The 20,615-nt window shown below is 63.3% G+C and carries 16 protein-coding genes; 8 read left to right on the top strand and 8 right to left on the bottom strand.

Translation table 11 applies throughout. The annotated features are described in order from the left end of the window. Positions 1-145 precede the first annotated feature (145 nt). Positions 146-1,399 carry an arginine deiminase gene (locus PRZ03_RS22220; protein ID WP_263534308.1) on the bottom strand — a complete coding sequence of 418 codons (1,254 nt, stop codon included), beginning with the start codon at positions 1,397-1,399 and terminating at the stop codon, positions 146-148. 34 nt (positions 1,400-1,433) lie between these two features. Next, on the bottom strand, positions 1,434-2,852 hold the full coding sequence (locus PRZ03_RS22215) for a basic amino acid/polyamine antiporter (protein WP_263534309.1): 1,419 nt from the start codon (positions 2,850-2,852) through the stop codon (positions 1,434-1,436). Positions 2,853-3,140: 288 nt separating this feature from the next. Between PRZ03_RS22215 and PRZ03_RS22210 the strand changes: the two genes are divergently transcribed. The 3 genes from PRZ03_RS22210 to PRZ03_RS22200 all read left to right on the top strand — a co-directional run bounded on the left by PRZ03_RS22210 (position 3,141) and on the right by PRZ03_RS22200 (position 5,934). Next, positions 3,141-4,049 carry a LysR family transcriptional regulator gene (locus tag PRZ03_RS22210; RefSeq protein ID WP_273602313.1) on the top strand — a complete coding sequence of 303 codons (909 nt, stop codon included), beginning with the start codon at positions 3,141-3,143 and terminating at the stop codon, positions 4,047-4,049. 180 nt (positions 4,050-4,229) lie between these two features. Continuing rightward, positions 4,230-4,607, top strand: coding sequence for an SHOCT domain-containing protein (locus tag PRZ03_RS22205; protein ID WP_273602312.1), 378 nt, complete (start codon positions 4,230-4,232; stop codon positions 4,605-4,607). A gap of 76 nt (positions 4,608-4,683) precedes the next feature. After that, entirely contained in the window at positions 4,684-5,934 is a 1,251-nt protein-coding gene (locus tag PRZ03_RS22200; protein ID WP_273602311.1) for a phospholipase A, read from the top strand. Between the two features lie 347 nt (positions 5,935-6,281). Here PRZ03_RS22200 and PRZ03_RS22195 read toward each other — a convergent pair whose 3' ends face one another. Then, on the bottom strand, positions 6,282-7,550 hold the full coding sequence (locus PRZ03_RS22195) for a patatin-like phospholipase family protein (protein WP_273602310.1): 1,269 nt from the start codon (positions 7,548-7,550) through the stop codon (positions 6,282-6,284). Positions 7,551-7,737: 187 nt separating this feature from the next. Between PRZ03_RS22195 and PRZ03_RS22190 the strand changes: the two genes are divergently transcribed. From PRZ03_RS22190 to PRZ03_RS22170, 5 genes are read left to right on the top strand one after another with little or no spacing between them, the layout of a single operon-like run. Then, positions 7,738-8,613: an amino acid ABC transporter substrate-binding protein gene (locus tag PRZ03_RS22190; protein WP_273602309.1), complete on the top strand. Its 876-nt coding sequence runs from the start codon at positions 7,738-7,740 to the stop codon at positions 8,611-8,613. A 38-nt stretch (positions 8,614-8,651) separates the two neighbouring features. Beyond that, a complete protein-coding gene (locus PRZ03_RS22185; RefSeq protein WP_263534315.1) occupies positions 8,652-9,086 on the top strand; it encodes an outer membrane lipoprotein in 435 nt (144 codons plus the stop codon). Positions 9,087-9,102: 16 nt separating this feature from the next. Beyond that, on the top strand, positions 9,103-10,332 hold the full coding sequence (locus PRZ03_RS22180; protein WP_273602308.1) for an amidohydrolase family protein: 1,230 nt from the start codon (positions 9,103-9,105) through the stop codon (positions 10,330-10,332). A gap of 36 nt (positions 10,333-10,368) precedes the next feature. Then, positions 10,369-11,520, top strand: a complete 1,152-nt coding sequence (locus PRZ03_RS22175) for a copper resistance protein NlpE N-terminal domain-containing protein (RefSeq protein WP_273602307.1) — start codon at positions 10,369-10,371, stop codon at positions 11,518-11,520. A 53-nt stretch (positions 11,521-11,573) separates the two neighbouring features. Continuing rightward, on the top strand, positions 11,574-12,203 hold the full coding sequence (locus PRZ03_RS22170; protein WP_273602306.1) for a DUF4136 domain-containing protein: 630 nt from the start codon (positions 11,574-11,576) through the stop codon (positions 12,201-12,203). Positions 12,204-12,284: 81 nt separating this feature from the next. Here the strand turns inward: PRZ03_RS22170 and PRZ03_RS22165 are convergent, their stop codons facing one another. From PRZ03_RS22165 to PRZ03_RS22145, 5 genes are all read right to left on the bottom strand, one after another. Further along, positions 12,285-12,758, bottom strand: coding sequence for a YqhA family protein (locus PRZ03_RS22165; RefSeq protein WP_273602305.1), 474 nt, complete (start codon positions 12,756-12,758; stop codon positions 12,285-12,287). Positions 12,759-12,824: 66 nt separating this feature from the next. Further along, positions 12,825-14,276 carry a GntP family permease gene (locus PRZ03_RS22160; protein WP_273602304.1) on the bottom strand — a complete coding sequence of 484 codons (1,452 nt, stop codon included), beginning with the start codon at positions 14,274-14,276 and terminating at the stop codon, positions 12,825-12,827. Between the two features lie 2 nt (positions 14,277-14,278). Further along, the gene (locus tag PRZ03_RS22155) at positions 14,279-15,319 is read right to left on the bottom strand and encodes a patatin-like phospholipase family protein (protein ID WP_273602303.1); all 1,041 of its coding nucleotides are present in this window, start codon (positions 15,317-15,319) and stop codon (positions 14,279-14,281) included. Positions 15,320-15,379: 60 nt separating this feature from the next. Continuing rightward, positions 15,380-16,453 (bottom strand): phospholipase A, encoded by a 1,074-nt coding sequence (locus PRZ03_RS22150; protein ID WP_273602302.1) that lies wholly within the window; start codon positions 16,451-16,453, stop codon positions 15,380-15,382. A 73-nt stretch (positions 16,454-16,526) separates the two neighbouring features. Next, on the bottom strand, positions 16,527-20,360 hold the full coding sequence (locus PRZ03_RS22145) for an AsmA family protein (RefSeq protein WP_273602301.1): 3,834 nt from the start codon (positions 20,358-20,360) through the stop codon (positions 16,527-16,529). Positions 20,361-20,615 lie beyond the last annotated feature (255 nt).

Below are 20,615 nucleotides of genomic sequence, written 5' to 3'. Positions count from 1 at the left end.
AGCCAGGCGGATTGTAGGCAGGCTTTGTGACGGCCTCTTGGCCCCAAAGTGGTGCCGGCGAGGCCTCAAAAAACAGTAGCGCCCGCTGCCCGCCGCCCCCAGTCTTGGCGAGCGGTGAGTGGCGGGCGTCGTGTGTCGGGCCGGTTTAGAAATCGACCGCGTCGCGCACGATTGGGCAGGTCATGCAATGGCCGCCGCCACGTCCGCGGCCGAGTTCGGCGCCGACGATGGTGATGACTTCAATGCCTTCTTTGCGCAGCGCCGTGTTGGTATAGGTGTTGCGGTCATAGGCATAGACGACGCCAGGGGCAGCGCAGACCAAGTTGGCGCCGCTGTCCCACTGCGTACGCTCGCGCTGGTAGTCGGTGCCGCCGGCCTCGACCACGCGCAGCTTCTTCAGGCCCAAGGACTCGGCCACCACGTCCACAAAAGGCTTGTTCTCCGCATGCAGCTCGATGCCGCTTGGGTGATCGCTTGGGCGATAGGAGAAGGTGCGGGTCTGGTTCATGAAGTCCGGCGCCACCAGCACGCAGTCGCGGTCGGCGAAGGTGAAGACGGTGTCCAGGTGCATGGCGGCACGAATCTTGGGCATCGCCGCCACGATCACGCGCTCGGCAGCACCCTTCTTGAACAAGGTCGCGGCGAGTTGGCTGATGGCCTGGCGCGAGGTGCGCTCGCTCATGCCGATCAAGACATTGCCCTTGCCGATAGGCATCACGTCGCCGCCTTCCAGCGTGGCCAGGCCGTGGTCTTCGGTCGGATCGCCCCACCAGACATTCACCTTGCCGCCAAAGTCGGGGTGGAATTTGTAGATCGCCGTGGTGAGGATGGTTTCCTCATGGCGAGCCGGCCAGTACAGCGGGTTGAGTGTCACGCCGCCATAGATCCAGCAGGTTGTGTCCCGTGTGTACAGCGTGTTAGGCAAGGGCGCCAACAGGTACTCGGTGACGCCGGCCGCATCGCGCACGACGGAGAAGGCCGCGCCGCCCACCGACTCGGGGAACTCGTTCGTCGACAGGCCGCCAATCAGGGTCTCGGCCAGCGTGCGGTTGTCCAGGCCTTCCAGGTAGCCGCGCAACTCGTTGACGAAGCCCAGGCCGATCTGGTTGGGCACGACTTGATTGTCCAGAATCCACTTCTTGCCTTCGGGCACGGCCAGGGTCTCGGCCAGCAGATTGTGCATTTCCAGCACTTCGATGCCGCGGTCGCGCATCTTGCTGACGAAGTCGAAGTGGTCGCGCTTGGCGTTCTCCACCCACAGCACGTCGTCGAACAAAAGGGAATCGCAGTTGGACGGTGTCAGGCGCGCGTGTGCGCGGCCTGGCGCACACACCATTACCTTGCGCAGTTGGCCGACTTCCGAATGGACGCCGAACTTCACTTCACTTGCAGTTGTCATGATGATCTCCGTTGGTAATTAGTTAGCTCACTGCTTAAATCGCTACGGCGCCCGTGGCCAGACCGTAAACGCCGTAGATGGCCGCTGCGACGATGACGCCGAAGGTGACCCAATCCGATGTCTTGACGAACACCGGTTTGCCTTGTTCGCGCCGCGCGATGAAGTAGAGCACGGTGCCCGGCGCAAACAACACTGCTGACAGCACGATGAATTTCAGGCCGCCGGCGTAAATCATGAACAAGGTGTAGAGCACCGCCAAGGTGGACAGAATCAGGTCGCGCTGGCGCTCCTCCGGCCGCACCTGATAGGTCTCGCCCCGCTTGGCGATCATCAAGCCGTAGGCGGCCACGAACAGATAGGGGATCAGCGTCGTCGCGCTGGTCAGGTTGAGCATCAGCGAGAAGGCGTCGCGCGACCAGTAGGTGGTGATCACGATCAGCTGGATCACGCCGCTGGTGACCCACAGCGCCGTCACCGGCACATTATTGGCATTGACCTTGGCGAAGGCCTTGGGCATGTCTTTGGACTTGCCAGCCGCGAACATCACCTCGGCGCAGATCAAGGCCCAGGCCAGGTAGGCGCCCAACACCGAGACCAGCAGGCCGACGCTGACGAAGATGGCGCCCCAGGGGCCGACCACCGACTCCAGCACGCCCGCCATCGAAGGCTGACGCATGCCGGCGATCTCGGCGCGCTGCATCACCGCATAAGGCAGCAGCGAAACCAAGACCATCAGGCAGGTCACGCTGATGAAGCCCAGAATGGTGGCCTTGCCGACGTCGGCACGGTCCTTGGCAAAGCGCGAATAGACGCTGGCGCCTTCGATGCCGATGAACACAAACACCGTCACCAACATGGTCGCTTTGACCTGATCGAACAAGCCGGTGGTGAGGTCGCCGCCGTACAAGTTGAAGCTGAACAGGTCCATCTTGAAGGAGAAGAACATGATCACGATGAAGATGCCGATCGGGATCACCTTGGCCACCGTGACGATGCTGTTGATGAAGGCCGCTTGCTGCACACCGCGCAGAATCAGGAAGTGAAAAGCCCAGATGCCCATGGAGGCCACGGCGATCGCGACCGCCGTATTGCCGTCACCGAAGATCGGGAAGAAGGCGCCCAGCGTTGACTTGATCAGAACCCAATAAGACACGTTGCCGATGCAACTGCCGATCCAGTAACCGAAGGCGGACAAGAAGCCCGGGTAATCGCCAAAGCCTTCGCGGGCATAGGCATAAACACCGGCGTCGATCTCGGGCTTGCGCTCGGCCAAGGCCTGGAATACGCGGGCCAGCATATACATGCCGGTGCCGGCGATCACCCAAGCGATCAAGGCACCCAGCGGCCCGGTGGCGTTGGCAAAGGTGCGCGGCAGCGAGAAGATGCCCGCGCCAACCATTCCCCCCACCACCATGGCCGTCAAGCCCATGCGTGACATCTTTTGTTCAGCCATGTCTCTCGTCCTTTTGATATTGATTTGGATTCAGGTCAACCCTGCTTCTCGCCAGGGCGTCTTGCTGCAGATCAACTAACGCTCAATCGCAGCGCAGCTCGGCGCAGTATCTGCCAGCTTTATTGCATGAAAGTAAACTTGTGATTCCGGAAATTCATTGTGAGATAACTTTCCAGCTGCGTGCAGCTTGGGTTAACCCGGGTACCCCCTAGAATGAAGTGACTCTTTGCTCACTCACCTATGTCGCCAAGTAATCATCTGATTCATCGTTTGCCTCGACACTTGAAGATGAGCGAGCTGCGCGTGTTCCTGGCCGTGTTCCAGTTGCGCAGTTTTCACAAGGCGGCTGCGGCGGTGCACTTGACGCAGCCGGCGGTGACCAAGTCGATCGCCGGGCTGGAGCAGATGCTGGGCGTCAAGCTGTTCGAGCGTCAGGCCAGTGGGGTCGAGCCGACCGCCTATGGTCTGAGCTTCGCCCCGCGCGCGATGGCCGTTTTTGAAGAGCTGCGCCACGCGGCGCAAGATCTGGCTAGCCTGAGCAGCGGCGCTACCGGCACCTTGCGCATTGGCACGGTGCCCATGCCGGCCATCCCGTTTTTGCCGGTCGCGATCAAGCGTCTGTGCGCGGCGCAGCCGCATAGCGCGGTGACCGTGGTCGAGGCACGCGAGGCCGAATTGCTGGAACGCCTGCGCAGAGGCGATATTGAGCTGGCGCTGTTGCGGCTTTCGCTGTTCGAGCTCGATGTGGACCTGCAGGCGCAGTCGCTTTTCGAAGAGCGCTTGATGGTGATGGCCGGAGCGGATCACCCTTTGGCCAAACGTCAGAGCCTGTGCTGGCCCGAGTTACTGGAGCAGCGCTGGGTGTTGCCGCCGCCGGACTGTGTCTTCTATGAGTTCGTGCTTCGCAGCCTGGCTGAGCAGGGCTTGGCGATGCCACGTGCTGCTGTGGAGGCCTACTCGGTGCCGGTGCAGGTCGGCCTGGCTCAGCATGGCGGCATGCTGTCCTTCGGCATGCGCTCGCGCTTCGAGTTTGGCGACAAGCGCTACCGCTTGTCACGTCTGCCCATCAACCTTCATTGCGCCGAGAAGCCTGTGGCCGCAGTATGGATAAGGGCACGTGAGTTGAGCCCGCTGGCGCAACAGCTGCTAGAGCATGTGCAGGCGCAATGTGATGCTGCACAAACGGTTTATCCCTGAGTCGAGTTTGGGCTAACCTTGAATCGGTGAGGACTGGTTTTTTGTCCCCGCCGACACTGCGCGCGTGTAGACTGCGCGCCGAACTGCTGTGTTATCGCTGATATGCCAAGCGCTGCGCCCATTTGAGCGACAGCGCTGGTGACGATACCTATTTTTTGTAAAACCATTTGAGGGACTGCTATGAGCAATTTTTGGGACTCGATCCTGCTGATGATTTCGGCCTTTGTGTTTGTGGCCTATCTGATCATCATGTTCCAGATCGTCGTGGACTTGTTCCGCGATGACGAGATGGGCGGCGGCTCCAAGGTCTTGTGGATCATTGGCCTGATCTTTGTGCCTATGCTGACGGCGATCATCTACATCGTCGCGCGCGGCAAGGGCATGTCCAGCCGTCAGCACGCCAGCATCAAGCGTGCACAGTCCGAGACCGAAGCCTATATCAAGGGCGTGGCGGGCAAGTCGCCGGCGGCCGATATTGCCGAGGCCAAGGCCTTGCTCGACGCCGGCACCATCAGCGCCGACGAGTTCGCCAAGCTCAAGGCCAAAGCACTGGCTTGATGTCTGGCTGCTGAACAAGGCCCTGCTGACTTCCGGTCTGCAGGGCTTTTTTATGGTTTATTCGCGCAGAGGCTCCATGCACAAGCAATCATTGACACCTCATCGTCTGCTCGCTCTGCTGCTGTTGAGTTCGACGCTGACTCCGCTGGCTGCTCGGGCCGATATCCATTTGCTGGCCCCCAGCCGCACGCTGGACCCGACTCAGCCCTTCAAGCTCAGCCTGATGCTGAGTGCCGAGGCCGAGCCGCGTTCCTACGCCTTGCCTGAAGTTCTGCGTGTGACGCTGACACCGGACCTGGGTGCGCTGACTGCAGTGAACCTGCGGCTCGAGTCCCCGCTGCCGCCGCAAATCGATCTGCACCCGGGCGAGTTTTTGCGCATCAACTATGTGGGCGAGTTGCCGGCCAATCTGCGCGGACGCGTGCGCATCGACGCGCTGGACCTTGATGCGCCGGCGATGCTGGTGCAACTGTCGACACCTTCCGCTTCACCTACACCTGCATCGACGGCGGCCCCATCTGCCGCAATTGCTGCCGCGCCTCTGGACGCGGCCAGCGCGCCTGCCGTCACGACCTTGGCCGTGCGCGCGGACAGCGACCCCAATTTGCAAGACCAAGGCCGGCTGAGCTTCAACGAGCCGATGTTTGCCGCAGTTGGCCCCGGCATCGAAGCCAATGCCAAGTTCCAGATCAGCTTCAGGCTGCGCTTGTACGAGCCGGCCGACAAGCTCTCGCGCCGCTTTGTCGACAATCTGTACCTGGGCTATACCCAAACGGCTTTTTGGGATTTGACCGGCGACTCCAAGCCCTTTGTGGACACCAAGTACAAGCCTGGCTTTTTCTATCAGTCACCCAGCACCGGTTGGCGCGTAGGTGGCAATGAGGTCGGCTTTGCTGCCGGCTACGAGCATGAATCGAATGGCCGTGATGACCTCGACGCCAAGTCGCGCAGCATTGACATCTTGTATGTGAAGCCCTTGTTCACCTTCGGTGACAGCGCGGGTTTCCACACCACCTTCGAGCCCAAGCTCTATGCCTATCTCGACAAGTCCGAAAACCCGGACATGGGCAAATACCGGGGCTACGGCGATTTCCGCTTCACCTACGGCAAGAAAAATGATTGGCAGATTGCCATGGATCTGCGCAAGGGCACGCTGGCCAAGGCCTTCAGCGCCGATGTGCAGGCGACCTATCCGCTGAATCGATTTGTCCCCGGACTATCGGGTTACTTGATGGCCCAGTACTTCACTGGTTATGGTGAGACGCTGCTGAACTACAACAAGCGCGAGCCTTGGGCGCTGCGCTTGGGCTACGCGATCTGGCGTTGATGTGAGCCCCCCGTCCAAGCCCGCCTCGCTGGACGCGGGCGTGCTTGGCCGGCCCCCCGTGGGGGCGGCGATTGACGCGGCTATGAGCCCCGTCAACATCGCCATGGCGGGCCGGCTTGGGGCGGCCCGGCGCTCGGCCCGAACCCCGCTTCCCGCTTCTCGCTTCTCGCTTCTCGCCTCGCTGGACGCGGGCATGCCTGGCCGGCCCCCCCCCGTGGGGGCGGCGATTGACGCGGCAGCGAGCCGCGTCAACATCGCCATGGCGGGCTGGCTTGGGGCGGCCTGGCGCTCGGCCCTTGCTTGGGTTCAGGCCTTACGCATCAGTAAGGGCTAAGGGCAGGCATGTCCTAGTCGCTAGTCGCTGGATCGCCTTGCCGCCCCGGCGGGGCGGTGGCCCAGGGCTCGCGAGACTGGGCCATGTGATAGCCAAATTGGTACAGCATATTCATCTGCACGGGGTCAAAGGTTTCGGCGCTCGTCATGCTGACGTCATTGGGAATGGTGACCCAGCGAAAGCCGGCCCCGAACTGCTGGGCATGGCCGTAAATCCGGAACAAATCGCCCAGCACCGCGACGCGGCCGGTGGCGTCGAGCACGCGGATGGCAATCGCCGACATGCTGCGGGCAACCGGGTCGGGCACCGGCAGCAACTGGCCGTTGTGGATGACATAGAAATCTTCATGGCCGGCGCCGAGGCCGCCTCGCTCTTGAATGACCGATGAGCGGTAGACGCCGCCGTTGACGAAGACGCGTGAGCCGACGCCACCGTCGACATGCATCTCGTCATAGCTTCGCGGCTCGGCCCTGCCTTCGCCGCTGCCCTCGTCCTGGACTTCCACCTTGAAGTAGACCGGCGGAAAGGCGACCGGTATCGAGGCCGAGGCCAGCATGACCTTGCGGAACAACTCAAGCGCTTCGGGTCGGCCGCTGCTGGCGATCAGGCCCATATTCCAGATCACAAAGGCGCGCGCGTCGAGGTCGGCGGTACCGATGTACAGGCGCCGGCCCTGGCCATGGGCAAGTGCTATCTGGCCCAGAAACTTGGCATCGACATTGCGCTCGATGATGGCCGCCAGTGGCTCGGTGCTGGCCAAGGCTTCGCCGGACAGCAACTGGCGCAGCAGCGAGCCCAGCTTGAAGATGTCGCGCGAACTGGTGGTGGTGTAGAACTCGCGCAAGGCCGGGTCATAGGCCGGGCCCAGGAAGGCAAAGGGCGCCATCAGCGCGCCGGTGGAGACGCCGGTGACGATCTTGAAGACGGGGCGGGTGCCGCTGCTGGTCCAGCCATTGATGAAGCCCGCGCCGAAAGCGCCATTGGCGCCGCCCCCCGACAGGGCCAGATGCGCATAACGGACCGAACCATCGGCGCTGGCTGGAAAGTCATTGGGAGATTCCATTTTGAACGAGGCCGCCAGATCCGCCTCCATGGCCGCACTGGGCAGGCCCGCTCTGGCACGAATATCGGGCATGCCGGGTACCGCCGCGGCGGTGGACAGCCGCGGCGGCACCGGATTGCGCGGCAATGAGCCGCAAGCGCTCAGCAAGACCAGCAGGCCGAGCAGGCTGATTTGCAGTGAGTGCCGCAATGAACGCCGCAGGGCAGTCGATGAACTCAAGTTTCTCTCCTGTTGGGCACAGCTTGTCGGCGACTTCAAGCCACCTTCAAGCCGCCTTCATGCCGCCTTTAGGTCGGCGCTAACGCGCTACTCCGCTGTACACTGAAGCGCACTTAGCGCAGCCGGCCGCGCATGATACCCAGGCCGCACGGCGCTGTCTTATCTCTTCAATCAAATCGAGGTTTGCATGGTCAAGACTGTTTTTGCTGCGCTGCTGATAACGGCATGCGCCATCGGCGCTACGGCCCAGGCCCAGAGCACGTCAAGTGGCGGCGCCAACACCTTGGGCAAGATCAAGGCGGCCAAGACCATCAATATCGCTTACTCGGCCGATTCTTTGCCCTTCTCCTTTGATGGTCCCGACAAGGCGCCCTTGGGTTTCTCGATTGAGCTGTGCAAACGGGTGGTGGCACAGATTGGCCGTGCGGTGGGCGAGCCTGATCTGGCAATCAAATGGATTGCCGGCTCGGTCAGCGAGCGTCTGCAAATGGTGGCCAGCGGCCGCGCCGATCTGGACTGCGCCAACTCCAGCCAGACCCAGAGCCGTTTGGCTCATGTCGACTTCTCCAATCTGATCTTCATCGATGGCGGCGGCTTGCTGGTCAAGTCCGGCTCCCCCGTCAACCAGGTCAGTGATCTCTCCGGCAAGAAGGTTGCCGTGATCAAGGGGACGACGACCGCAACGCGTCTTGCGGATGCCTTGCGACTGCGCCTGGTCAATGCCGGCCTGGTGCCCGTCAACGATGGGGCGAGCGCCCTGGCGATGCTGGAGGCGGGAACGGTTGACGCCGTGGCCAGCGACAAGGTCAAGCTGGTGGGCCTGGCGATCCAAGCCAAGGAGCCGGCCAAGCTCGCCTTGGTGGCCGAGGACTTTTCAATCGAGCCCTATGCCTTTGCTCTGCCGCGCAATGACTCGGCCCTGCGTTTGGAAGTCAATAAGGCGTTGACGCAGGTTTATGTGAGCGGTGACATCGAAGTCATCTTCGCGCAATGGCTGGGCAAGCTGGGGCGCCCCACCGGACTGCTGTCGGCGATGTACTTGCTGAACTCGATTCCCGAGTAAGCTGTAGCGTTCAATTTCTTTTTCACTGGAGTAACCAAATGATCAATTTCTCAACCATTCGACGCGCCGCCACCGTGTTCACGGCCGGCTTGACGCTGATGCTGGCGGCTTGCAGCACACCGCCCGCGTTTCAAGTGACCCAGCCTGCATCACGTGACGGCGTGGTCGAGTCCATCGTCCAGGGCCAGGTGCAAAACGGCAATGCCACCGGCGGCGCGATTGCCGGCGCGGTCATCGGCGGTCTGCTGGGCAACCAGGTGGGCGGCGGGCGTGGCCAGACGGCAGCGACCGTGGTCGGCGCGGGCGCCGGCGCGATGGCGGGTAATCACATGGCTTCGCAGCAAACCATCGTCTGGCAGATCGGCGTGCGTTACGACGACGGCAGCCGTGCCACCATTGAGCAAACATCTGCCCCAGCGCTGCGCATTGGCGACCGCGTGCGCGTGTCGGCCAACGGCATCCAGCAACTGTGATTGAGGTCGGCGCCGTATGAAGCGACGTGGCTTTGTCGGCGCAGCTGCCGCCGCTGTAGGGTCCGGCATGCTCTTGAGCGGCTGTGACTTCTCTTTGCGCGATGGGGTGCTCAACCCCTGCGTGCCGGAGTTACCGGCAGACTTGCGTGAGCATCCCTTGGTGCAGGCCGCTTGGCGAGGCATCGATGCCAGCAAGGTCTGGGACAGCCACTGCCATGCCTTCGGTGACGGCGCCTCGGGCAGCGGTCTGTGGTTCAACCCGCGCCTGAACAATATCTGGAAGCCGGTCGGCTACGCGCAAAAAGCGATGTACGTCAACGCGTCCTGCGTCGACGAGTCGTCCGGCCGCGCCGACGCCAGCTTTGTCGAACGCTTGCTGTCGCAATGCCGGGCCATGGCGCCGGGCTTCAAGGTCATGCTGTTCGGCTTCGACTGGGCGCGTGATGAGGCGGGCCTCGCCATGCCTGAGCGCTCCACCTTCCATGTGCCCGACAACTATGTGGCCGGCCTGGCCCAGAAGCATTCCGCTCATATCGAGTGGGTGGCGTCGGTTCACCCTTACGACCCCGCTGCGCTTGACCGGCTCGACGCCGCTGCCGCGCGCGGCGCCAGGGCCGTCAAATGGCTGCCCTCGGCCCAGAATATAGACCCGGCCGACGCTCGCTGTGATCGCTACTTCGCCAAGCTCGCGGCCTTGAAAATCCCGTTGATCACCCATGCCGGGGATGAGCGCGCGGTACACGGTTTTGGCGAGCATCTGGGCAACCCCTTGCGCCTGCGGCGCCCGCTTGACGCCGGAGTCAAGGTCGTGATTGCGCATTGCGCCTCGCTCGGCGAGGGTGAGGATACGGACCGCGCAGGCGGCGCCAAGTTGCCAAATTTTGAGCTGTTTGCGCGGCTGATGGATGAGCCGGCTTATCGCAGCAATTTGTTGGGCGACATCGCCGCGGTCACGCAGGGTAACCGGATGAACGTGCTGTCCAAGCTGCTGGCACGTCCCGATTGGCATGGTCGACTGGTCAATGGCTCCGATTACCCGCTGCCCGGCATCGTGCCCTTGATTTACCTGAAGGCCGTGATTGAGCAGAACATGCTGGACCCGGCCGCACTCGAGCCGCTGCGGCGCTTGCGCGAGACCAATGTCTTGCTGTTTGATTTTGTGCTCAAGCGCAGCCTCAAATTGAACGGGCGCGGTTTTGCGCCGGCGACGTTCGAGACGGCGTCTTTCTTTCGGCGCCCGGCCTGATGCACCAGTTGCCCCCCGATTACTTTGGAGACCTTGATGACGATGCAAACTCGATGGTTCAAGCTACCGCTGACTGCTCTGGCTGTTGCGGCTATTGCGGTGTTCTCGGCCTGTGCGCCGCTGACTGAAAGCGCGCCAAAGGCCGCCATGCCTGACCCCGCCCACAGCAGCCGCAATGCGCTCGACTGGGCCGGTACTTACGCGGGCACCTTGCCCTGTGCTAACTGCCCCGGCTTGCAGACGAGGTTGCGCCTGAATCGTGACGAGAGCTTTGAGTTGTCGGTGCAATACCTGGAACGCGACCCCGAGCCTAAGGTTTCCCGTGGGCGTTTCAGTTGGAATGCCAACGGCAACGCCATCACGCTCGACGAGCAGGGCGGCGGGCGCCAACTCTTGGTCGGCGAGGGCCGGCTCGCCATGTTGGCCACCGGCGCCGCAGCAACCTGGCCGCAAGACGGGCAGCGCCAGCTGACGCGCTTGAACCCGCTGCCCGCAACCGAGCTGCCGCGCACGCTTGAAGCACATCGCTGGACCTTGGTCTGGGCCACGGACGCGCAGGGCCAGCCGATTGCAGGCCTGCCGGCCGCCAGCCCGCGCGCCATCCATTTCAGCTTCAACGCAGGACGATTCAATATCGAAGGCGGCTGCAACCGCATGATGAGTGGCTACCAGGTCGATGCCGAAGGCAAGCTGGGATTCAGCCGCATGGCCTCGACGATGATGGCATGCGAGCCGGCCGCCATGAAGGTCGATGCGGCCTTGGCGGAGCTGCTTGCTGCACCGTTGAAGAGTGAGGTGCTGGCCGGTGCGGCGACGACGCTGCGCTTGACCAGTCCCGCCAATGCGACGCTGTTCTTCACTGGCCAAATGACGCCAGAAGCGCGTTACGGCCAAGCGACGCGGGTCTTCATGGAGGTCAACTCGAGAACGGTGGCCTGCAAGAATGCCCAGGGCGCGAACGCCGAATGTTTGCAGGTGCGCGAGCGCCGCTTTGATGAGCAAGGTTTGACCGTCGGCACGCCCGGCGCTTGGCTGCCCTTCGCCGAAACCATCGAGGGCTATACCCACCAGCCCGGCGTACGCAATGTGCTGCGCCTGAAGCGCTTTGACCGTGCGGCTGTGGGCGGCGGCGCGCCCTATCTGTATGTGCTTGACATGGTGGTTGAATCGGCGACAGAGAAGCCCTGATCTGACCCCTCCTTTCCCTTGTTCGTGATTCGTTTTACACAGGAGTAATCAGCATGAAGTTTGTTTCTACTTTGGCCGTCTTGGCCGTCGCGGCGCTGGCCACCGGCTGCCAATCTACGTCGGTACGCTCGGCTTGGTTCGACACCGACTTCAAGGGCCCGCCGATGAGCAAGATCGTCGTGGCCGGCAGCGTCAACTCGGTTGCCGAAGATCGCTTGGTGGAAGAGGTGTTCGTCGAGCGCATGCGCGCGACGGGTGTGGACGCGGTGGCGGGCCACACGCTGCGCCTGGATGACCCGAATCTGTCGCAGGCCGACTTTGAGGCGGCCGTGAAGGGCACGGGTGCGCAAGGCTTGTTGCTGGTCCGCGTGCTGGGCGTGGACACCCGCACCCAAGTTTCGACCACCATGGTGCATGGCGGCATGGGCTGGGGTCACAACTCCTGGGGCCCGACCAACACCTGGGGCGGCATGCATTCGCGCGGCAGCTTCCCGGTGCAAGAAATTCGTCAGTACGATCTGGCCACCGTCGAGACCAAGCTGTTTGACGTGAACACACGCCGTCTGGTGTGGGCCGTCACGACCACGACCTTCAACCCGCGCTCGGTGGCCCAAGAAGCGCCACCGTTTGCTAACTTGATCATCGAGCAGCTGAAGGGCCGCCAGATCATTGCGGTCAAGTAAGGCTTTAGCTCTCAATGCAAAACGGGCCCGCTGGGCCCGTTTTTTCGTCCAGGCGCTTTGTGCCCGTAGCCCGTTCAAGGACTACTTCTTGGCGCCTTTGGCGACCCAGAGGTAGAAGTTCAGGGCCACGATCACCAGGGCCACGGGCACGCCGATGTCAAGCAGGTTGGCGGCGCCGTCCCAGGACATGATGTGCCCCAAAAAAGTGACCGCCATGACGGCAATCACGACCGTCACCAGCGTGCTCTTGAGATCCTCGAAGGTGTTGATCTGCAAGCGGGACGCCATTTTCAGGTCCGGGTTGATGAACAACTCATAGAGCCCGAGCGCCAGGATCAACATCACGGTGCCGAGCAGGAACAAATCAAAAATCTCGATGAAGTAGAGCATCAAGACCTTGGCACCTTTGGTCGAGACTTCCGCCGAACTCAGCGCGCGCGTGATCACCACCAGCGTGTCGATCAGCCCGTAGGCATACAGCGCCACCGCTGACAGCAAGGAGCCAATCACGGCCGCCATGACCAAGTAGCGGCTGGCATTTAAAACCTTCAACATGTCGCAAAAACTCCTGGTCAAGCGATCGCGCATGCAGCGATCGTTGCTAAGGCTCTAGGGCCAAGCTCAAAACGAACCGAACATCGAGCCCAGCACGACGACCGCAATCAGGCCCAGGATCGCGCTGACGATGCCGACCATCACGATATCAAAGTAACTCTCTTTATGCGTGGCACCGCAGACGGCCAGCATGGTCACTACCGCGCCATTGTGCGGCAGGCTGTCGAGCGAGCCGGCGCCGATCACCGCCACACGGTGCATCAGCGCCGGGTCGATGCCATAGGTGTAGGCCAGTTCCATATAGGTCTCGCCCAAAGCGCCCAGCGCAATCGTCAAACCACCCGAGGCGGAGCCGGTCAGCGCCGACAGCACATTGGTGGCAATCGCCAGGCCGACCAGCGGCCCGCCTTCGATGGTCAGCACCCACTCACGCACCGCCGCAAAGGCCGGCAAGGCCGCCACCACGGCGCCAAAGCCGACCAGGCTGGCCACGCTGATGATGGGCAGTGCGGCGGCATTCAGGCCGGCGTCGACCGTGTCACGCAAGCTCTGCAAGCGGCTGCGATTGAAGGCGTACAAGACCAGGATCGCAGCACCCAGTGCCATCAGCACCGACCAGACGCCGCCGACGCTGGCGATGGTCGTGCCGCCCCAGCGCGGCTCAGCCAGGAAGCTGGTGTCCAGACGCGGCAGCACCAGCAGCGACATGGTCAGGTTGACCGCCATCACCACGATCAGCGGCAGCAGCGCGATGCCGATGCTGGGCAGTTGCGGGCTGCGAGCGCCATGTTCCAGCTCGGCCGGGTCAAACTCGCGCGAGGCGGTGGCGCGCTCGCGCACCATGGTGTCGCTGGCGGCATCAGCGGCAGTAGCCGCCGGGCCGCCAAAACCCTCTCCGTTGCGGCGCGCAGCCGCTTCCGAGCGGCTCAACCACCACATGCCAAAGCCGAACATGATGGCGGCGGCAATAAAGCCCAGGCCCGGTGCGGCAAAGGGCGTGGTCTCGAAAAACGGCATAGGGATCGCGTTCTGGATCGCCGGCGAGCCGGGCAGGGCCGACATCGTGAAGGTGGCCGTGCCCAGCATCACAGCACCCGGCAAGAGGCGGTTCGGGATATTGGCGGCCTTGAACAGCGCCTGGCCCATCGGTGCGAGCACAAACATCGCCACGAACAGGCTGACGCCGCCATAGGTGACCAGGGCACCGGCCAGCACCACTGAAAGAATGGCCCGCTTGCTGCCCAGTTTCTCGGTGATGAACTGTGCGATTGCGCTGACCGAGCCGCTGTCGGCCATCAGCTTGCCGAACAGCGCGCCAAGCAAGAAGAGCGGGAAGAACTGGGCGATAAAGCCGGCCGCCGAACCCATAAAGGTCTGCGTCCAATGCGCCAACAAGGGCTCGCCCGCGAATCCGGCCGCTATCAGGGCGGCGACGGGTGCTAAGCCCAACACGCTCCAGCCGCGAAACGCCAGCCAGACCAGCAGGCCCAAGCCTAAAAGTATGCCGAGCAAGCCCATGGTTACTGCACCTCCAGCATGGCGTTCAGATCCAGCGAGGACCGCACACCCAGCGAATCGCCATGTGTTTGCAGGAACAGCTCGGCGGTGCGCCGGCCTTCGTCGCGCAAGCCGCAGAGGAACTTCCACTCGGTGATCATCTTGGAGCTGGAGTCGAGCTCGGTGACGCGGTCGGTGGCGATGCGGTGCATGCGCATGCGCGCCCATTGCCCGCCCTCGCCGCTGTCCGCATCGGCGCATTGATGCAGCAGCGCGATCATGCGCAACTCTTTGAGCAGCGGCGCGTTGAAGGAAATCTCGTTCAGGCGGTTGCTAATATCGCGCGCGGTCTTGGGGATGGCCTCGCGCACGATAGGGTTGATCTGCACCAGAATCGTGTCACGCGATTGGCATTCACGCACCAGCGGCGTGATGGTCGGGTTGCCCGAGTAGCCGCCGTCCCAGTAGAACTCGCCGTCGATTTCGACCGACTGGAACATGGTCGGCAAGCAGCCCGAGGCCAGCAGCACATCGGGCGTGATCTCGGCGTTGCGGAACACCCGGCCGCTGCCGGTACGCACATTGGTGGCGGTGATGAACAAGCGGATCGGCGCCGTGGCTAGGCACTCAAAATCAACCGTCTTGGCGAGGATGTCGCTGAGCGGGTTCTTGCCGCTGGGGTTCAGGTCATAGGGCGAGAACACCTGCGTCATCATCTCGGCGGCCCGGTACATCGGTGAGTTATCCAGCGTCCACTGGCCGCTCATGATGTCCATGATGCTGCGCTTCATCGGGCTGAATTTGGCGCCGTCCGAGACCAGTTTCCAGAAATCTTCCAGCGCGGCCTTGGCGCCGTCGGCCCCGCCATGGGCATGGCCGCTGGCCATCACCGCGGCATTCATCGCTCCGGCCGAGGTGCCGGAAATGCCGTCAAATGTCAGCCATTCTTCTTCCAGCAAACGGTCCAGCACGCCCCAGGTGAAGGCGCCGTGGGCACCTCCACCTTGGAGTGCCAGATCAACGAGGACGGGCTTGCGACTTTGGGGGGAGGTGTTTTTGTGCATTGCAACATATTACCCATGCCTCGATGACAAAACCACCCCCCTAAGGCCATATAGCGCCGCTCAGCGCCACTGCACCAGGGAAACCCCTAGGCCGATGCCGTTGTTGCGGAAGTTGTAGTTCTGTAGCGAGTCCGCATAGCCGCCGAAGCCGCGCACATAACCGTGTAGCTCGCTGAACAAGGGGAAGGCCCATTCAATCTGCACATTGCTGCGGTTCGGTGTGCTGGTGTTGAACTTCAGATTGTTCTGCAGCGTGGCCGAGACGATATGTTCGCCGAAGTTGTAAATCGCTTGCACCTCGATGCGGCCGGCGTAGTCGCTGATGTCGGGGTTGTTGTCGGTCTCCGCCTTCTCTTTGACGCGCCACCAGGGCTTGACGAAGAGGCTCAAGCCGCCAGAGGTGGCCCCCAGGGTCGCGTAGATGCGGTTCCAGGAGCGCGACAAGGGGTCGGTCTGGCCGTTCGATTGGTGCACCAGGCCCAGATTGAGCATGCGCAGCTGAAACGATTCCGAGCCCAGTCGGAGCGGCATGGTCACAAAGGTCTCGGGTTGGTAATTGGACTCGCGAAACGGGCGGGACTCTTCGGCGTTATAGACCTGCCAGAAGCTCTGCTGTGTATAGGCTGCCCACCAGTCGATCTCGCTGCCCAAGATGTTTTGCATCATCTTGGTCTTCAGGCTGAGCTGGAACTTGGCCTCAAGGTTTTTATTGGTCTCGCCCGCACCGAGTGCGTTGTTGCGCGGGTTGGCCGAACTGGGGTTGCGGTTGACATGCTGGCGCCAGCTGAGCGGCAAGACATAGACCGGCATATGGGGCTTGACCTTGAAGAGGCCATCCTTGGTCTCGGGGTCGAGCTGAAAGCGCTCAGAGAAAGTTTGGCCGGTCCATTTGGTGGGGGGCGATGAGGGCGCCGGTGTCGGGGCTGATGTCGCCACTGCGGTGGGCACAGCGGCTGCTGGCGCCGAAATTGCAGCCGGCGCAGCAGCAGGCACAGCAGCATTCACACGGCCGGCCGCTCTGTCGTAACAGGCCAAACGCTCGGTGTCGAGCTGGATCTCGGTGCAAGATTGCGCTGCGGCGCTCAATGGCGCCAGGGCAGCCAAGCCGGCTGAAAGGAGATGGAGTTTGTTCATGATCGCAGCGCAGGCGGTGATGGGTAATGAAGCGTCTTCGCTCCGGCAAAGGCGGCGCCGATCATAGGCGAGATCAGCGCGGCATATTGCCGCCACTGGCGCGCAAGGGGTCGGTGCAAATGTCTGCACCGTCGGGCGGATTCGGTCCCCGCATCAGCCGCTCTATGGGCAGCCAGACGGGCGAGAGAACGGAGCGTATGGTCGAGCCGATCAGGTCGCCCCGGTGGATGCCGATGCGCTGGTTGTTCAGGGTGCCGCTGACGCGCAAGGGGGTTTGCAGGCGAAACAGGGCGAAGCCTTTGGCGCGTGGGCGGAACACAAAAGACAACTCATCGGTCGCCAAGTCGGCAAAGCCCTTGCCATGCACGCGCACCCGGGTGGTGTCTATGGTCAGGTTGTCTTCGGTCAGCTTGCCGTCCTTGAGGTCGAAGCGCGCCACCACGCAATTCACCTGCGGCTGTCCGCCCGGATCAAACAGCGGTATGAGGTTCAAAACCAGATTGACCGACCAGAGGTTGAAGACATCGGCACGCAGATTGCTGGGCCAGACAGCCACATCGATCTTGCCATCGGCCGCGCGCAGCACGGTGTCCAGGGTGGGCGCTTTGCCGGCCAGGTCCAGATTCATGCTGAATAGGCCTTGCACATTGCCCTCGCGGCCCATGCGGCGGGCAATGATGCCGTAGTCAAAGCGCTCGATCACGGTTTGCGCCTTGAACTCGATTTGCTCGCCGGTTGGGTCAAACGTGGCCGTCATCCGCATGCCGCCGCCTGGCAGATTGACGAAGGCAGGGTCCAGGCGCAGGCGGCCGTCCTTGAGCTTCAGGTGTAACTCTCCGTCGGCCAGCCGGTCCTCGCCGGAGAAGACCTCGCGGGCGACGACATCGACATTGGCGTCGAAGCGGCGCAAGAAACCCGCGCTCAACAAGCCCTCGGCGCGGCTGGCCACGCTGCTGATTCTGTTGCGCAGGCTGAACATGGCGCTGCCGTTCCCCTCAGCCTTTGCCTGCGCCGCCTGCTCTGCCTCATCGCTGAGCTCAGGGGTCGGGAAGTCGGCCAACTGAACGCTGCGCCCGGATAGGCGGGCATCCAGGCGCGGCCTTGGCCCGCTCAGGTCGATATTGCCGCTGCCGCCGAGCTGACTGTCGCCGACGCGCAGGCGCAGCTGCTCCAATTCGTAGCCATCGGCGTTCATGCGCACCGGCCCGCGCAGCCGCCAGGGCCCCCAGTGCGGCAGCTTGACCCGCAGGAGCGCGTTCAAGCTGTCGAGCCTGTCACCGCTGACTTCGAAGGTCAGGTCGCCCTCGCGTCCCAAGGGCAAGGCCACCCGACCTTCGAGCTGCAGCAGCGTGCCGGCGCCTTGCGCCTCAAGCCAGAAGGGCAGGCGCTCATCGACTTGGGTGAAGCCCGCCAGCGTACCGACGCGCACGCCGAGCTTGAGCGGAGTTTTGTCGACGCTGCCGTTCAGCTCCACCCACAGCGGCTGACCGGCCGCAGCATGGATGACTGCCTGTTCGATGGCGATGTCGGTCACGGGCCGCCGGCCCGCGCCGATGACCCTGACGCTGCCGCCGCTGATATGGGCCTCCAGTGCAGCCTGGCCGAAGAACTCGCGAACGCTATTGCCCTGGCCGCTCAAGCTGACTTGCAGAGCGTCGGCCCTGCCATCGAGGGCGTCGGCCGCACCCAGCCCGCGCAGCAAGGCGCCGATGTCAATGGCCTTGCTGGAGAGTTCGAGCTTGGCGCTGAAGGGCTCGGCGCGCGGGTCCATGGCGAGCTGGCCTTGCAGCTTCTGGCCGGCGATTCTTGCGCCTAGCGCCGACGGAGCCAAGCGCCCATCGCGCAGCCGGGCTTGCAGGTGCAGGTCTTTGAGCTCGGCCAGATCGGGGCGCTCCAGCACGACGCGCTGCAGGCTCAGGTCCAGGTCGGCGTCGGGCCAGCTGAGCATAGATGCGAGCAAGGGCTCCAAGGAGCGGGGTGTGGGCTGTTGCCTGGGCACGACGCGCAGGGTCGAGAGCTCGGCCATATCGAGCAAGGGGCTGTGCAGCGTGGCGCGGCTGATCTGGCCGTGGCCGTCTGCAGCGCTTGCGACGCGGCTGAGGTAGGCGTCCAGCAGCAACGCGCTGCGGCCAAGCTTCAGTTGGGCATGGCTCAGCTGCAGCGCCGCATCGCTGAGCTGCAGCTGCCCCTTGAAGTCGACCGCAAGCCTGGACGTCGGTGCAAGGCTCAAATAAGGCGCTAGGTCGCCGGAGCTGGGCGCCTTGAAGGCGAAGCTCAAGGCGGTGTCGCGCCAAGCACTCGGCTTGAACTGGCCTTGCAGGCGCAAGCTCATCTGCGAGGGCTTGAGCTTGAGGTCGAGCTCAAGCGGTGCGGCGAGCTCGCGCCACAGCTGCTCCAGCGAGCCTGCGCGCACAGACAGCAGCGCGCTTTGGCCGAGCAAGCTGCCGCTTGCCTGCCCGCTCAGGCGCCCACCTGCGCGAGCAGCCATGCTCAGGCGATCGAGCGTGATGGTGAGCGGCGCTGCGGCCTTGTTGCCGTCGCTGCCGCCGGGCCTGGGGATGTTCAAGCGCGCCGCTGCCGCAGCGAGCGAAAACTCGAGCCGGGGCAGCAAATCGTCCAGCGTTTCGCCGCTGCCACTGAGGCGCAGGTCCAGCCGCCCGAGCTGGCCATGGACTGGGGGCGCAGCGTCGCTCTTGCTGTCCAGTTGCTGCAGCAAGGGCTCGAGCGCCAGGTCTGCGGCCCCCAATTGCAGCGCCAGCCTTGGGCTTGCCGGGCGGGTGTCCAGGTCGAGCTGGCCGTCAAAGGGCAGACCGGCAGCCTTCGCATTGAACTTCAGGCTTGCCGTCTGCCCCTCGCTGCGCAAGGCAAAGGTGCTATCACCCAGCTCCACCGGCAGCCCAAGCCAGCGGTCCACGCTCAGATCCAACTGCAGATCCACGCCGGCCGGCACCAGGCGGCGCAGGGCAAAGGGCTGTGGTCCTGCGGCGGGCGGCTCGGACTCCCGCGCTGGCAACCAGGGCTGCAGATCCAGCGTCGCAAACTTCAAATCTCCACTGAGTCGGGGGCGCGCGGCGTCGAGCGCAAGCGTCAGCCGCCCCTCAAACTCGGTGTCGCCCAGCTTTGCGCTCAGCGCGGTCAAGCTGATCTTGGGGCTGCTTTGTAGCTGGGCCTGGCCTTCGGCGCGCAGGCTGGCGCCGTCGAAATTGGCGGCCAGCTGGAAGGGCCAAGGCGCCTGGCCCGTCAACAGCCCGGCCAGGGGAGCGCCTGCTATCGAGAGGCTCAGCGGCGGCTTCGCTTCGGCTGAGCTCTTCGCGGCCGGCAGCCAAAGCATAGACAGCTGCACATCCTCGCCGGCCCGGGCGCTGCCACTCAGCTCCTGCAGCGCCAGCTCATATTGATGGGCTTTGGCGGAGTCTTGATAACGAAGGTTCAGCCGGTGCAGCTTGAAGGGCGCGAGGTCGAGGTCTGCGGGCGCAGTGTTCGTGGCGGGGGAGTGGCCTGCCGCCCAGTTGCCGTGACCATCGGCCTTGCGTTCGAGCAGCAGGGCGGCGCTGCCGACCTCCACGCGCTTGAGCGGACTCCGCCCGCGCAGGGCCTCGATGAGATCCAGTTCGGCACTCGCATCGTCCAGCACCAACAGGTCGGCCTGGCTAAAACCGGCCGGGTTTTGAATCCGCAGCCGACCGAGCTGCAGCTCGATACCGAGGCTGCGCCTGAGCTTCAAGACCAGCGGCCCTTGCGTCAGCACCGGGCGGCCCAGGGCTTCGGTCGCATGGCGCTGCGCCGACTGGCGCCCGGGCGATATATCGATCGCCAACTCCAGCATGAAGGCGGCGACGAGCAGGGCCGCTGGCAGGGCGATCAAGCCCGCAGCCAGCCATGCCCAACGGCGCCAGCTCAAGCTCAAACCCCAAGCTCCAGCACTTTGACGCGCGCGCGGCAGATCCGTGGCCTTGAGATGTGCGGCAAAGACTTGGTGCGCCGATTGATGACAGTCATTGATGAATCATAAATGACAGGCACTGTGGCAAAAAGGCCCAGGCCAATGGCCGCTAGTCCTGCTAACGCTTGAATCGCAGTGCAAGTTGCGTACACTAGATCGACTCGGTCTGCGTACTCCGCAATGGCCAAGTCCAGAGGGGCCGGCACAAACGCCTGCCCC

The sequence above is a fragment of the Roseateles albus genome (genome assembly GCF_028595345.1).
GTDB lineage: Bacteria > Pseudomonadota > Gammaproteobacteria > Burkholderiales > Burkholderiaceae_C > Paucibacter_A > Paucibacter_A albus.
This window is presented reverse-complemented; position numbering and strand designations above follow the sequence as displayed.

Bases quoted from the DNA above. Each gene is read 5' to 3' on its own strand.
- PRZ03_RS22170 (WP_273602306.1), top strand. From the start codon at position 11,574: ATGAAGTTTGTTTCTACTTTGGCCGTCTTGGCCGTCGCGGCGCTGGCC.
- PRZ03_RS22210 (WP_273602313.1), top strand. From the start codon at position 3,141: ATGAGCGAGCTGCGCGTGTTCCTGGCCGTGTTCCAGTTGCGCAGTTTT.
- PRZ03_RS22160 (WP_273602304.1), bottom strand. From the start codon at position 14,276: ATGGGCTTGCTCGGCATACTTTTAGGCTTGGGCCTGCTGGTCTGGCTG.
- PRZ03_RS22165 (WP_273602305.1), bottom strand. From the start codon at position 12,758: ATGTTGAAGGTTTTAAATGCCAGCCGCTACTTGGTCATGGCGGCCGTG.
- PRZ03_RS22220 (WP_263534308.1), bottom strand. From the start codon at position 1,399: ATGACAACTGCAAGTGAAGTGAAGTTCGGCGTCCATTCGGAAGTCGGC.
- PRZ03_RS22215 (WP_263534309.1), bottom strand. From the start codon at position 2,852: ATGGCTGAACAAAAGATGTCACGCATGGGCTTGACGGCCATGGTGGTG.
- PRZ03_RS22150 (WP_273602302.1), bottom strand. From the start codon at position 16,453: ATGAACAAACTCCATCTCCTTTCAGCCGGCTTGGCTGCCCTGGCGCCA.
- PRZ03_RS22155 (WP_273602303.1), bottom strand. From the start codon at position 15,319: ATGCACAAAAACACCTCCCCCCAAAGTCGCAAGCCCGTCCTCGTTGAT.
- PRZ03_RS22185 (WP_263534315.1), top strand. From the start codon at position 8,652: ATGATCAATTTCTCAACCATTCGACGCGCCGCCACCGTGTTCACGGCC.
- PRZ03_RS22190 (WP_273602309.1), top strand. From the start codon at position 7,738: ATGGTCAAGACTGTTTTTGCTGCGCTGCTGATAACGGCATGCGCCATC.
- PRZ03_RS22200 (WP_273602311.1), top strand. From the start codon at position 4,684: ATGCACAAGCAATCATTGACACCTCATCGTCTGCTCGCTCTGCTGCTG.
- PRZ03_RS22205 (WP_273602312.1), top strand. From the start codon at position 4,230: ATGAGCAATTTTTGGGACTCGATCCTGCTGATGATTTCGGCCTTTGTG.
- PRZ03_RS22180 (WP_273602308.1), top strand. From the start codon at position 9,103: ATGAAGCGACGTGGCTTTGTCGGCGCAGCTGCCGCCGCTGTAGGGTCC.
- PRZ03_RS22175 (WP_273602307.1), top strand. From the start codon at position 10,369: ATGACGATGCAAACTCGATGGTTCAAGCTACCGCTGACTGCTCTGGCT.